At 70.9% G+C, this 13691-nt stretch carries 11 protein-coding genes; 5 read left to right on the forward strand and 6 right to left on the reverse strand.

Annotated elements, in window-relative coordinates; translation table 11 throughout:
• Positions 1-11: 11 nt before the first annotated feature.
• Complete coding sequence (locus ACFPZ3_RS23340; protein WP_379516326.1) at positions 12-956, reverse strand: RDD family protein; 945 nt, start codon at positions 954-956, stop codon at positions 12-14.
• A 51-nt stretch (positions 957-1007) separates the two neighbouring features.
• Between ACFPZ3_RS23340 and ACFPZ3_RS23345 the strand changes: the two genes are divergently transcribed.
• Positions 1008-2000, forward strand: a complete 993-nt coding sequence (locus ACFPZ3_RS23345; RefSeq protein WP_379516327.1) for a stage II sporulation protein M — start codon at positions 1008-1010, stop codon at positions 1998-2000.
• A gap of 8 nt (positions 2001-2008) precedes the next feature.
• Here the strand turns inward: ACFPZ3_RS23345 and ACFPZ3_RS23350 are convergent, their stop codons facing one another.
• From ACFPZ3_RS23350 to ACFPZ3_RS23370, 5 genes are all read right to left on the reverse strand, one after another.
• On the reverse strand, positions 2009-3382 hold the full coding sequence (locus ACFPZ3_RS23350; protein WP_379516328.1) for a DUF58 domain-containing protein: 1374 nt from the start codon (positions 3380-3382) through the stop codon (positions 2009-2011).
• Positions 3383-3527: 145 nt separating this feature from the next.
• Complete coding sequence (locus ACFPZ3_RS23355; RefSeq protein WP_379516329.1) at positions 3528-4508, reverse strand: AAA family ATPase; 981 nt, start codon at positions 4506-4508, stop codon at positions 3528-3530.
• A complete protein-coding gene (locus ACFPZ3_RS23360; protein WP_379516330.1) occupies positions 4498-5682 on the reverse strand; it encodes a DUF4350 domain-containing protein in 1185 nt (394 codons plus the stop codon). The genes ACFPZ3_RS23355 and ACFPZ3_RS23360 overlap by 11 nt, the downstream gene beginning before the upstream one ends.
• Entirely contained in the window at positions 5679-6509 is an 831-nt protein-coding gene (locus ACFPZ3_RS23365; protein WP_379516331.1) for a DUF4129 domain-containing protein, read from the reverse strand. Before ACFPZ3_RS23365 ends, ACFPZ3_RS23360 begins: the two co-directional genes overlap by 4 nt.
• A complete protein-coding gene (locus ACFPZ3_RS23370; RefSeq protein WP_379516332.1) occupies positions 6479-7747 on the reverse strand; it encodes a DUF7847 domain-containing protein in 1269 nt (422 codons plus the stop codon). Before ACFPZ3_RS23370 ends, ACFPZ3_RS23365 begins: the two co-directional genes overlap by 31 nt.
• A 268-nt stretch (positions 7748-8015) precedes the next feature.
• Between ACFPZ3_RS23370 and mtrA the strand changes: the two genes are divergently transcribed.
• From mtrA to ACFPZ3_RS23390, 4 genes are all read left to right on the forward strand, one after another.
• On the forward strand, positions 8016-8693 hold the full coding sequence (gene mtrA / locus ACFPZ3_RS23375) for an MtrAB system response regulator MtrA (protein ID WP_043620615.1): 678 nt from the start codon (positions 8016-8018) through the stop codon (positions 8691-8693).
• An 18-nt stretch (positions 8694-8711) separates the two neighbouring features.
• Positions 8712-10454 carry an MtrAB system histidine kinase MtrB gene (mtrB, locus tag ACFPZ3_RS23380; RefSeq protein ID WP_379516333.1) on the forward strand — a complete coding sequence of 581 codons (1743 nt, stop codon included), beginning with the start codon at positions 8712-8714 and terminating at the stop codon, positions 10452-10454.
• Positions 10441-12162, forward strand: a complete 1722-nt coding sequence (locus tag ACFPZ3_RS23385; protein ID WP_379516334.1) for an LpqB family beta-propeller domain-containing protein — start codon at positions 10441-10443, stop codon at positions 12160-12162. Before mtrB ends, ACFPZ3_RS23385 begins: the two co-directional genes overlap by 14 nt.
• A 361-nt stretch (positions 12163-12523) precedes the next feature.
• Entirely contained in the window at positions 12524-13399 is an 876-nt protein-coding gene (locus ACFPZ3_RS23390; RefSeq protein WP_379516335.1) for a ComF family protein, read from the forward strand.
• The last annotated feature ends 292 nt before the right edge of the window (positions 13400-13691 follow it).

The following is a 13691-nucleotide window of genomic DNA, read 5'->3' on the forward strand; positions in this document are numbered from 1 at the left end:
TCTGACCGCGCTCACTGAGGCGGCGCGAACCCGCCCGGAGTCGCCTTCGGCGGCTCCGGCGCGGGTGCCGGGGGCCGCTGAGGTTGTGGATATGTGGGCGGCTGCTGGGGATACGGCCTCGGCTGCTGCTGAGGGTACGAGGGCTGAGGCGTGTACGGAGCCGGTGGCTGCGGCGGTCCGTACGGACCCGGTTGCGGGGCGCCGTTGCCCATCCGCCGCGCGAAACGGGCCTGCTCCCGCCGCCGGCGCTCGGCCAGGACGGCGCTCAGGTACGCGTGCGGCGGCACCCCCGCCGGAGCCGCGGGCGAGACGTAGGCCGCCGTCTGGGTCGCGATGCGCACCCCCATCTCGTGCTGGACCTGCGGCGACAGGTCGTGCCAGCGCGACAGGTACTGCCTGGCCGCCTGCGCCACCTGGTCGGGCAGCTGGGAGAGCTCCAGCGTGGTCGCCCAGTGCGCCAGTTGCGGCGGCATCACGATGAGCTGGCCCGAGTTGCGCGGCGCCCGATCGGAGATCACGATCGTGCCCGCGAAGACGTCACCGAGCCGCTTGCCCCGCTGCGAGACCAGCGACGCGATCAGTGCCGGCGCCCCCGACAACACCCAGAACTCCACCACCCCGGCCAGCCCACGGAACAGGGCCTGCCGGAACCGCTCGGGGCTGCCGTCGTCGCTGACGACCCGGAGCCCGAGCGCCAGCTTGCCGAGGCTGCGCCCCCTGGTGAGAGTCTCGAAGAGCACCGGGTAGCCGACCATCACCAGCACCATCAGCACGATCATCACGGCGGCGAACATGGCGAAGTCCGTGACGCCCGCGAACGCGCCTAACAGCGCATAGGCGAGGATCAGGACGGTGAACTGCACGGCCATGTCGATGATGATCGCCAGCGCTCGGGAAGGCATCTGGGCCACCCGTACTTCGACCACGACGGCGTCGCCGGTCACAACCTCTGACATATGTGGAGCCTAACGGCTATGTCGCGGTGATTGAGCGGCCAGAATGTTCGGGTGGACATCGATGCGTTCGTCGCAGCACACCGCCCCGTGTGGGACAGGCTCGACTACCTGGTCAAGAACCGCTCGTCGCTGAACGGCGCCGAGGTGGACGAACTGGTGGAGCTCTATCAGCGGGTGGCCACGCATCTGTCCATCGTGCGCTCCTCCGCCAAGGATCCGATGGTGGTCGGGCGGCTGTCCGCGCTGGTGGCCAGGGCCAGGTCGGCGGTGACCGGCGCGCACACCCCGGCCTGGCGGGAGCTGGCGCGCTTCTTCACCGTGTCGTTCCCCGTGGTGGCCTACCGGGCGCGGTGGTGGTGGCTGGGCAGTTCGCTGGCGTTCCTGGTGGTCGGGGTGGTGATGGGCACCTGGGTGGCGGTCAACCCGGACGTGCAGGCGTCGATCGCCAGCCCCGACACGATCACCCAGCTCGTCGACCACGACTTCGCCGACTACTACTCCGAGCACCCGGCCGCCTCCTTCGCCAGCCAGGTGTGGATCAACAACGCGTGGGTCTCGGCCCAGATGATCATCTACTCGGTGGTGATGGGGCTGCCGATTCCGTACGCGCTGTACGCCAACGCCGAGAACGTCGCCGTCTCCGCCGGCCTCATGGCCTCCAGGGGCAAGCTGGACATCTTCTTCGGCCTGATCCTGCCGCACGGGCTGCTGGAGCTGACCGCCGTCTTCCTGGCGGCGGCCGTGGGCATGCGCCTGGGCTGGACCGTCATCGATCCAGGACCGCGCAGGCGGGTCGAGGCGCTGGCCGAGCAGGGGCGGGCGGTGATGAGCGTGGCGCTGGGGCTGGTCGCGGTGCTGTTCGTGTCGGGGCTGATCGAGGCGTTCGTGACGCCGTCGGGGCTGCCCACGTGGGCGCGCGTGAGCATCGGGGTGCTCGCCGAGGCGGTCTTCCTCACGTACGTGATCGTCTTCGGCCGCCGGGCGCTGCGCCGGAACGAGACCGGCGACATCGAACGCGCCCCCGACGTCGCTCCCACAGCCTGACCTGAAAGCTAGAGACGTCCGGCGGCCTTCAACGCCAGGTACGTGTCCGCCAGCGCCGGTGCGATCTCCTCCGGCGGCGCGTCCACGACCTCCACCCCGTGCCGCCGCAGCCTGGCCGTGATCCGCCTGCGCCCGAGTTGCGCCTGTTCGGCCGCCGCCGCGTCGTACACCTCCTCGATCGACCCCCGGCGCCCCGCCATGGACGCCACGCGCGGGTCGGACACGCCGGCCACCAGCACCAGGTGCCGGGAGGAGAGCTGCGGCAGCACCGGCATGAGGCCCTCGTCCATGGCGGCCGAGTTCAGGTCCGTGAGCAGCACGACCAGGCAGCGCCGCTTGGCGCGCGACAGGATGGAGGCCACCATGCCCTGCGAGTCGGCCTCGATCAGCTCCGCCTCGATCGGCGCCATCACGTTGACCAGCGAAGACAGCAGCTCGGTGCGCGAAGCCCCGCCCACCCAGGCGCGTACGGTCCGGTCGTAGGCCAGGAAGTCCACCTGGTCGCCCGCCCTGGCGGCCAGCGCGGCCAGCAGCAGCGCCGCGTCCATCGACCAGTCCAGCCGCGGCCAGCCGGGCGCGGGCCGGGAATCGGGCCGGACGAGCAGCCCGCCGCCGCTCGGCGCGGCGCCCGCCATGGGGATCGGCGCGTCGCCCACCCGCCCCGCCGAGGTGCGGCCGGTGTCGAGCACGATCAGCACGCGGCGGTCGCGTTCCGGACGCCAGGTGCGCACGACGACGTCGTGGCGGCGCGCGGTGGCCCGCCAGTCGATGGAACGCACGTCGTCGCCCACCACGTATTCGCGCAGGGAGTCGAACTCGGTGCCCTGCCCGCGTACCAGCGCGGGATGTTGCCCGTCCAGCTCGCGCAGCCTGGCCAGCCTGGACGGCAGGTGCTTGCGCGACAGGAACGGCGGCAGCACGCGCACCGTCCACGGCGCCTGGTGGGTGCCCTGGCGCGCGGCCAGCCCCAGCGGACCGAGCGAGCGCACGGTCACCGCCACGGAGGAGCGGTCGCCGCGCCTGGTCGGGGTGAGCGTGACGGTGATCCTGCGGCGCTCCCCGGACAACACCTCCAGCTTCGCCACCCGCGGGTCCACGCCCGCCGACGGCGGCCAGGCGTCCCTGATCAGGCCGTGTACGCGCCTGCCGCCCGGATTCTCGACCACCAGCTCCACCACGGCCCGCTGACCGAGCCGGATCAGCGTGTCACCGGCGCGGTGGAAGCGCAGCGGCCGCACGGCACCGGCGAACGCCAGGTCCACCACGATCGCGGCAGCCAGCAGCAGACAGACCCCGGCCAGCGCCGGCCCGGGCTGCGGCGCGAACATGACCAGCACGATCCCGATCGCCGCGACCAGCCCGGCACGTCCCGTCAGAGCCATCGGCACACCCGCCCTGTGAGTTCCGTCCCGGGCATCGGCGCGCGCCGAGGAGCCAGCGCCCCGCGATCCGTCCGGGGGATCGGCGCGCGCCGGGGGACCAGTGCCCCGCGATCCGTCGCGCGCCCGTCCGTCTGTCGTGTGACCATCAGCGCGGGACCTGGACGGAGGACAGGATGCCGTCGAGCAGGCCGTCGGCGGTCGCCCCCTCCAGCTCGGCCTCGGGCCGCAACTGCACCCGGTGCCGCAACGCCGGCCTGGCCAGCGCCTTCACATCGTCGGGGGTGACGTAGGTCCGCCCGGACAACCACGCCCACGCCCGCGCGGCGGCCAGCAGCGCCGTCGCGCCACGGGGGGAGACGCCGAGCTGCAACGACGGGGAGTTCCTGGTGGCGCGGGCCACGTCCACGATGTACCCGAGCACTTCGGGCGCCACGTGCACCTTCGAGACGCCTTCCCGTCCCGCGGCCAGGTCCTCGGCCGAGGCGACGGGCTTGACGTCCGACAGGTCGCGCGGGTCGAAGCCGCGGGCGTGCCGGTCGAGCACCGTGATCTCCTGCTCGCGGGGCGGCAGAGGCACGGTCAGCTTGAGCAGGAACCGGTCGAGCTGGGCCTCGGGGAGCTGGTAGGTGCCTTCGTACTCGACGGGGTTCTGCGTCGCGCACACCACGAACGGGTCAGGCAGCGGCCTGGCCGAGCCCTCCACGCTGACCTGCCGCTCCTCCATCGCCTCGAGCAGCGCCGCCTGCGTCTTCGGCGGGGTGCGGTTGATCTCGTCGGCGAGCAGCAGGTTCGTGAACACCGGCCCCTCGCGGAACTCGAACTCCGCCGTCTTCGTGTCATAGATCAGCGACCCGGTCACGTCACCCGGCATCAGGTCCGGCGTGAACTGCACCCGCTTGAAGTCCAGCGACAGGGCGGCGGACAACGTACGGACCATCAGCGTCTTGGCCACGCCCGGCACGCCTTCGAGCAGCACGTGTCCCTTGCACAACAACGCGATGACCATCCCCGTCACCACCGCGTCCTGCCCGACGACGGCCTTGGACACCTCGGCCCGCAGCGCGCCCAGCGCATCTCTGGCCGGGTCGCCCGAGTTCGTCGCGCGGAAAGTCTCCTCAGAGTTCACGGACCTGCCTTTCGATGTAGTCCAGATATCCGGCCAGCCCCACGAGCCCCGCGTCGTCGGCCGGCGGCGGGCCGTACAGTGCGGCGCCGACCTGGTGGGAGTCCTGGCCCGTGCGGGCGGCGAGCGCCGCGACGATCTCGCGCTGCCCGGCGCCGGAAGCCAGGCCCAGCCTGGGGGCCAGGCGGTCGATCGTGCCCGCGCGCAGCGCGTCGGCGGCGCGTTCCCTGGCGCGCCTGGCCCGGTAGAGCCGGCCGCGCCCCTCGACCGTCTCGGCCGCCCTGACGACGACCGGCAGCTTCTCCGTCACGACCGGGCCCAGGCGCCTGCCCCGCCAGAACGCGGTGACGGCGATGGCGATGATCGCCATGTAGATGGTCCAGCGGACGCTGTCGGGCATGAGGTCGTACATCGACTTGCCGTTCTCGCCGGGGAGGCTGACGGCGGGCGGGTTGTCGGGGCGTACGAGCCAGGTGACGGGTCGGCCGGTGCCGATCAGGTTGAGCGCGAGCGCGGCGTTGCCGTCCTCGGCCAGGCGCTGGTTGGTCATGAAACCGGCGTCGCCGACGACCGTGGTGGTGCCGCCTCCGTACGGGAAGGTGACCAGGGCGTACCCCTTGTCCACCGGGTAGCAGCCGGTCGCGCCCGACGGGCCGCGCAGGATGGTGCCGCCCATGTAGGCGCTGCCTGCCGCCGTCGCGGCGGGGAGCCCGCATTCCGGCTCGCGGGAGCGGGTACGGCCCTGGCCCGGTTCGATCCGGAGCCCGGGGGCCAGGGTCTCCAGACCCGCGACGGTGCCGGCGATCAGGCGGTCGCCCGGGATCCTGGTCAGGTCGTACTCGTCGAAGTACGTGGTGTCCGTGATCAGCAGCAGCCGGTTGCCGGTCGTGGCCTTGTCGGCGGCGGCCTGGACCGAGTCCACCCTGTCCACGGTGACGCCCCGGTCGCGCAGCAGCTCGGCCAGGGCCTTGGAGCCGTTGAGCGAGGTGTCGGCGGGGTCGAGCGGACGCGACGGCTTCCCGCCGGACCCGAACATGACGCCCAGGATGGCAGCGATGACGATGATGGCGCCCAGCAGCACGAACAGGCGGCCGGCGCGCCAGGTGGAGCGGGCGGTGGGGGACGTGGAGTACGACTCCCCGGGCCCGGCCTCCGGCGGCGTGACGACAGCGGTCATACCCCCACCCCTCCGCCCGGCCCGCCCTGCGGCGGCCCACTCTGCGGCGGCACGCCCGGCGGCGGCCCGCCTGGCATCGGCCCGTTCTGCGGCGGTCCGCTGGGCATCGGTCCGACTGGCATCGGCCCGTTCTGCGGCGGTCCGACTGGCAGCGAGGCGGCGCTCGCCGGGCTTCCGGCCGCGACGCCGGCGGTCACGAGGGGGACCGGGCGGGCCTGGCGGAGGCGGTCGTCGAGGCTCGACATCTTCTCGTACGCCTCCCGCGTCCCCGCCATCCCGCCATATGTCACGTCATCGAACGACCGGGCGGCGGCCGTAAGTTCCTCCGCGAACGACGGCAGCGACACCGCCGCCTCCACCGCCAGTTCGTGGGCCGTCCGCCCCGGCATGCCGTCCACGAGCGCCCGTTCCTCCAGGTCGCGCGCGATGGCCCGGAGCCGCTCCTGGACGGCCTCCGTCCAGTGGCCCTCGGCGGCGAGTTGCGTGGCGAGCTGCCGGTGCCCGTCGGCGGTCATCGCCCGCTCCCCGAAGATCCCGCCCACGCCGAGCGCCTTCCTGCGGGCCGTCCTGCGCAGTTGCCACGCGATGAGCACGATCAGCCCGAGGATGATGGCCACGATCACCACGGTCGCGATGATGCTGCCCGCCGAGCCGCCGCCGGTGGCCGCGTCCACGAGGTCGCCGAGGAACTGCATGACCCGCCGGTAGATCAGGTCGAACAACGATTCCTTGGCGTAGTCAGGGTTGAGGAGCTCTTCCGCGGCTTTGCGCGCGGCCTCCTCCCTGTCGATCGGGCTCACGACCTGGCCGAGTTGGACGGATGCCACAACTCATCGGCCGTGGCGTGCACCCAGCCCTGGCGCTGCTGCTCGATGGCCGCCGTCTGCAGCACGAGGTCGAACGCCTCGCTGCGCATGCGGCGGTCGGCGTACAGGAGTCCGGCGACGCCGGCCTCGAACGGGTAGGTGAACATCGACCCGAGCGTGCCGCCGACCGCGATCAGCACGGCGGACACGACGGTCGTGGCGGCCGAGCCCGCGCCGAACATGCCGAACATCGTGCCCGCCAGCGTGAACGGCACGGTCAGGATGCTCGCCACGAGGCCGACGAGCAGGGAGGTGAGCAGCAGAATGCCCAGCACCCGCCAGAAGTCGCCGGTCACCAGATGCCAGGAGCGGCGCATGGCGTCGAGCGGGCCCCGGCCCTCCAGGACCACGGCCGACGGGGCGAAGGCGAAGCGCGTCCTGAAGAACAGGTAATAGGCGATGTAGACGATGATGAACAGGATCGTCAGCGCGGCGATCCAGCCGAGGTCGCCAGAGGAGGCGTTCATCGCGATCGCGATCATGAGCAGGGCGAAGACGATCAGCGGTACGAGCATGATGACGGCCATCAACGCCACCACGCCGAACAGCGCGGGCACCCGGCCCTTGACGAGTTGCCAGGCCTGGCCGGCGCTGAGGTTGCCGCCGAAGACGGCCCGGCCGAGTATGCGGGTCAGTACGCCGGTCAGCAGCGTGACCACGACGAACTGGACCGCGTAGGAGACGAGGGTGCCGCCGTATTCGCCGAGGATGCCGTAGACGCTGTTGAGCTCGCTCTCGGCGGTGCCCAGGCTGCCCGGGTCGGTGAACGCGCTGCCCATCGTGTTGAGCACGAACGCCTGGCCGATGGCCAGAGGCACGGCGACGATCAAGGCCGCGATGGCGGAGAGCCCGAGCACGGCCTTGGGGTTGGACCGGATCAGCTTGATCGTGCCGTCGAGGATGTCGCCGAGGCCGAGCGGCCGCAGCGGAATGATGCCCGGCCGGAGCGGCGCGGGGTGCGGGGTGTAGCCGTAGACGGGCGGTTGTTGTTGATAAGGCGGATATGGTGTTTGGGGCCCAGGCCCGTATGGCGCTTGTTGTGGCGGGGGCTGGCCGTATGGCTGCCCGTAGGGCACCTGCTGCTCTTGCTCCGAGCCAGGCGCGGTCCACGGGGAGGCCGGCGGGGCGCTGTAGGGCGGGGGCTGTTCGGCCGACCAGCCTGATGGCGTCTCGGGCGTGGGACCGTGACCGTCTGACATATCCCAATCCTGGCACGCTGAACGGGGCATTGGTGTCACAGAGAGGATTCGCCGCCTCATCTTGCTCGCATTCGCGGAGGAATCCGGGCAAGGTTCGCGCCAGGGATGGCCGAAAGTTGCTCTGTTACCGCAGACTGAGATTGCGGTCGCGGGGGCGGACCTAAAATTCGCCTTTTGTAGGGCTCACGTCACACTCATGGGCCCACCAAGGGTAACCTTCAGCGATCGTGCGGGTATGTCCCACAATGCGTAGAACGAATGAGGGGCCATGAAAGGTCGCGTGCTGGTCGTCGACGACGACGCCGCTCTCGCCGAGATGCTGGGGATCGTGCTGCGAGGGGAAGGCTTCGAGCCGTCATTTGTCTCCGATGGTGACAAGGCCCTCGACGCGTTCCGGGATACACGCCCGGACCTGGTGCTGCTCGACCTGATGTTGCCGGGGGCCGACGGCATCGACGTCGCGCGCAGGATCAGGGCCGAGTCGGGGGTGCCGATCGTCATGCTCACGGCCAAGAGCGACACGATCGACGTCGTGCTCGGGCTGGAGTCGGGCGCCGACGACTACATCGTCAAGCCGTTCAAGCCGAAGGAGCTGGTGGCCAGGGTGCGCGCGCGGCTGCGCCGTACCGACGAGCCCACTCCCGAGATCCTGCAGATCGGCGACATCACCATCGACGTGGCCGGGCACTCGGTCAAGCGCGGTGAAGAGACCATCAACCTCACGCCGCTGGAGTTCGACCTGCTGGTGGCGCTGGCCCGCAAGCCGCGGCAGGTGTTCACCCGCGAGGTCCTGCTGGAGCAGGTGTGGGGCTACCGGCACGCGGCCGACACGCGGCTGGTCAACGTGCACGTGCAGCGGCTCAGGGCGAAGATCGAGAAGGACCCGGAGCACCCGGAGATCGTCGTGACGGTACGCGGCGTGGGTTACAAAGCCGGCCCCGCCTAAACCTCGCCTCTCCCCGCCATGCCCCCGACGAAGAAGAAGAGAGTCCGTCGACGGACATTCCGCCAGATTCTCGGCGGCATCCGCCGGCGGCTTCGTCGCGTGGCGGGCAGGACGCGCAGCGTGTGGCGGCGCTCGCTCCAGCTCCAGGTGGTCACCAGCACGCTCGTGATCTCGGTGATCGTGGTGGTGGTGCTGGGCACGTTCCTCTTCGGCCAGATCAACAAGTCGGTCGTGGACAGCAGCCAGAGCACCTCCGCCAGCGAGGCGGTCGCCGACCGCCTGCGGATCGCCGACGCGCTGGCCCCCGAGGCCGACCCGGCCAAGACCGCCGGCGCCGACAAGGGCTCGGCCAACCCGCTCGACGAGGTGATGGACACCATCGCGGGCTCGGGTGACGACGGCTCGGAGAAGCGTTACGACGTGCTGGTGCTCAACCTGACGAGCCCCGGCAAGTCGCGGGCGTCGGGCAGCGTGGTGCCCGCCAACGTGCCGTCGGGGCTCAGGCTGGGGCTGCAGCGCAACATCCGGGAGGGCGAGTACGACAGGACCATCGTGTCCACGCAGTCGATCAAGTTCGCCGGCGAGACCCAGGCCCGGCTGACGTTCGTGGTCGGGGCCGTCGTCAACGTGCCCACCAGCGGCGAGAACTACGAGGTCTACCACTTCTTCCCGTTCAACGAGGAAGAGGAGCTGCTGTCCAACGTCAGGCTCGCCATCGTCGTGGTGGGCCTCGGGCTCGTGCTGCTGCTGGCCGCCATCGCCTACCTCGTCGCCCGTCAGGTCGTCACTCCCGTACGCCTCGCGCGCCAGGCCGCCGAGCGCCTGGCCTCCGGCGAGCTGAACGAACGGCTCAAAGTACGCGGTGAGGACGACCTGGCCCGGCTGGCGAACTCGTTCAACGAGATGGCCGCCAACCTCGCGCTCAAGATCCACCAGCTGGAGGAGCTGTCGCAGGTCCAGCGGCAGTTCGTCTCGGACGTGTCCCACGAGCTGCGCACGCCGCTGACGACCGTGCGCATGGCCGCCGACCTGCTGTACGACGCCCGCGAGGACTTCGACCCCATGGCCTCCCGCTCGGCCGAGCTCATGCAGGCGCAGCTGGAGCGGTTCGAGTCGATGCTGGCCGACCTGCTGGAGATCAGCCGGTACGACGCCGGCGCCGCCACGCTCGACCTCGACCCCGTGGACATCCGCGACGTGGTCCTGCGGGCGATCGCCGACTCAGAGGCGCTGGCCGAGCGGCACGCCACCCGCTTCGAGCTGAGGCTGCCCAACGAGCCCTGCATGGCCGACGTCGACAACCGGCGGGTCGAGCGGATCCTGCGCAACCTGCTGTTCAACGCCATCGAGCACGGGGAGGGCAGGGACATCGTGGTCACCGTGGGCGCCGACAGGGACGCGGTGGCCGTCGCCGTACGCGACCACGGCATCGGGCTCAAGACCGGGGAGGACACGATGGTGTTCGACCGGTTCTGGCGGGCCGACCCGTCGCGGGCCAGGACCATCGGCGGCACCGGCCTCGGCCTGGCGATCTCCCGCGAGGACGCCACGCTGCACGGCGGCTGGCTGCAGGCGTGGGGGCAGCCCGGCGAGGGCACGCAGTTCAGGCTCACCCTGCCCAGAGCCGCCGGGTCCGACCTCAAGGGCTCGCCGCTGTCGCTGGTGCCGCCCGAGATCGAGATGCGCCGTACGTGGCGCACCTCCATGACGCCCGTGCTGCTGCCGGCGTCGGGGGACGGGGCCGGGCATGATGAGGACTAGCCGGCTGGCCGCCATCGTGGCCGCCGTGGTCCTGTCGGGCTCCGGCTGCACCGTCATCCCCGTGAGCGGCCCGTACACCGTGAAGGACGAAGGCCCCGGCGACCCGCTCAGCAAGTCGTTCCAGCGCATGATCCCCATCCCGCCCCAGAAGACGTGGGGTCCCGACGAGACGATCAGGGGCATGCAGGCCGCCATGGCCGCCTACCCCGACGACCCGTCGATCCTGCCCCTCTACCTGACCCCCGAGGCCAGGTCCAAGTGGAGCCCCGCAGGCCCCGTGACGGTGATCCAGGACGCGTACGAGGTCGTGCCGGCACCTTCGCGCGACGGCACGGAGACCGTTCAGAAGATCACGATCAACGGCCGGTACGTGGCCGTCATCGCGGAGGACGACTCCTACACGCCCATGGCGGGGGCGTGGGACAAGCCCTATGACCTGGTCAAGGACCCTCAGGGTGGGTACCGGGTCAACAGCCTGCCGTCGGGGCTGCTGCTCACCGACTCCGACGTGAGGCGTGCCTACCGGCCGACGAACCTCTACTACCTCAACCGCAACACCCAGGACAGGCTGGTCGTCGATCGTGTACGCCTGCGGCTGAAGACCACGGAGACCTTCGCGCAGACCGTGCTCGAACGCCTGCTGAAGCCGCCGAGCACGGCCCTGGAGGGCGCGGTGGCGACGAGCTTCCCGCCCGGCACCACGATCGAGTCGGTCAGGTCGGGCGAGGAACGTGTGGTGATCAACCTCTCCGGCGCGATCGACCCTCTCGACCTGAGCACCGAGGACGGCCTCAGGGCCCAGATCAGGTACAGCCTCAACAAGAACGAGGTCGCCAAGGGCCGCATCATCGAGATCCAGGTGGACGGGGAGCCGTACTACACCGACCGGCCCAACTCCGACGAGCACTGGCTGGACGACAGCGGCGGCAGCGGCTACTACGTCGCCAAGGGCGCGGTCCACTACCTGGCCAAGGACGGCCCCGGAGGCGTCGTGGCGGGGGCCGCCGGGGAGGCGCGCGATGGGTACTCCGAGTTCGCCGTCTCCAAGGGCGGCACCCCGACCGTCGCGGCCATGACCTCGACCGGCATCTCGGTGGCCGGGCTCACGGCCGAGGGGAAGTGGCAGGAGGTGATCCAGGGGACCGCTCTCACGCCGCCCACCTGGAACCGGGACGGGTCCCTATGGACCTACGACCGCAAGAACTCCGTGTTGCTGCGCTACGACCCGTCGAACGGGCGGGGGCCTGAGCGGGTCGCCGCGCCCAAGCTGGCCGGGCTGGACGTCACCCGGCTGCGGATCGCCAGGGACGGGGTCCGGGTGGCGGTGACCACGGGGAAGAACACCGTCCAGACCTGCGCGCTGACCGGCGAGGGGGCGGGGACGATGCTGGGCAACCTCCAGGCGCTGACCACGACCGAGGCCGGCAAGGGGATCACCGACATCGCCTGGGCGGATGACGAGCATCTGCTGGTGCTGGTGGAGAGCGAGGCTGGGCAGATACTCAACGAGATCAACGTGGGGGACGGGGAGAGTACCGGGGTGCCGTTGAAGGATCGGCTGGAGTCGGTGGCGGCGCTGGGGGATCGGGTGCTGGCCGAGGTTCAGACAAAGGGTGTGAGCAAGCTGCTGGAGCTGAACCAGGATCGGCAGACGTGGACCACCAAGATCGACCCTGACGCAGGCGCACCACTCTTCCCCCTGGGCTGACCCCAGCCCCTCGCCGACTCACCGGCGACCCTTCCCCAGCCCATCCCCGGCCAGCCATCCCCGGCCAGCCCATCCCCGGCCATCTCGGCCCCCGGCCCTCGGCCATCTCGGCCCCCGGCCATCTCGGCCCCCGGCCATCTCGGCCTTCGGCCCCCGGCCATCCCGGCCCCGGCCACCGGCCCACGGGCCCACCGGCCCACCGGCCGTCCCTGGCCCGGCTACGAGCCCTCCCCGGCCACCAGCCGTCCCCGGCCGCCGGCCTTCCCCGTCCCAGCCCGTCCCTGGCGGTCCCCGGCCCTTCGTTGGCCTTTCGCTGTCTTGAGGGTCGGAACTGTCGGTGGCGGTGGACATGCTGGATCGCGTGTTGAGCGCCGTACTGGATCTGGTCCTTCCCCCATCGTGCGTCGGCTGTGGCGTCAAGGGGGCGTCGTGCTGTCCGCGTTGCCTGGCCGCGCTGACCGCGGCCCCGGCCAGGCGCATGCCCACCCCGGCCCCGGCCGGGCTGCCCGACTGCTGGTCGGCGGCTCCTTACGAGGGCGTGGTGCGCAGGACGATCGTGGCGTACAAGGAGCGGGGCGCCGTCGCACTCGCGGGCGTGCTGGCGGAGGCGGTGGCACGGACGGTCCTGATCGCCATCGGCCACATGGGCGGACGACTCGCCATCGGTGACGTGAGTGAGCGGATCGCAGCCGGCCACGCGGGCGGGGGGTCCGCCCTCGGCCATGTGGTCGGGCGGCTCGCCGTCGGTCATATGAGTGAGCAGATCGGTCACATGAGTGAGCAGATCGGTCACGTAAGTGAGCAGATTGGCCATGCGCGGCAGATCGTTCATGCGGGGCAGATCGGTCATGTGGGCACGGGGTTCGCCGTCGTGCCGGTGCCGAGCACGCGGCGGAGCGGGCGCGACCGGGGACATGACGCCGTGGGGAGGCTGGCCGTGCTGGTGGCCCGGCGGCTGCGAGCTTGCGGGCTGGGGGCGGAGGTGTGGCCCGTGCTGGGGCAGGCCAGGCGGGTGGCCGACCAGGCGGGCCTGAGCTGCGCTGAGAGGGTCTCCAACCTCGCGGGGTCACTCCAGGTCCTACCGACGGCGAAAGGGCCTCCAGGGGCCTGTGCGCTGCTCGTGGACGACATCGTCACGACCGGCGCCACCCTGGCCGAAGCGGCCAGAGCGCTCCGGTCGGCGGGAGTCGAGGTGCCGCTGGCGGCGACCGTCGGCGCGACACGCCGAAGATCTTGAAAGTCGTTACGTAACGGTGGGTAAAGAAAGATCCAAATCAAGACCCTAGCCTGGAGGTCACATGTCTCTTTCCCTGGATCGGCGGTCCGGCTGCTCAACGGGCGGGAGGCCCATACGCATAAGGGTTGCCGATCGGTTAAACAGGGCACTGGGAGGCGCTTTCCAGGGCGCTAAACCTCACGGATAGTGATCCTTTGGCCGATACTCCGGCTGACATTCGTGCTGGATGCGGATAGCGTTCTGACATGGCACCCGTTCGGGTCCGTGGTTGCGCAGGGTCGGGGTTCCCGGC

Source organism: Nonomuraea insulae (genome assembly GCF_042656245.1).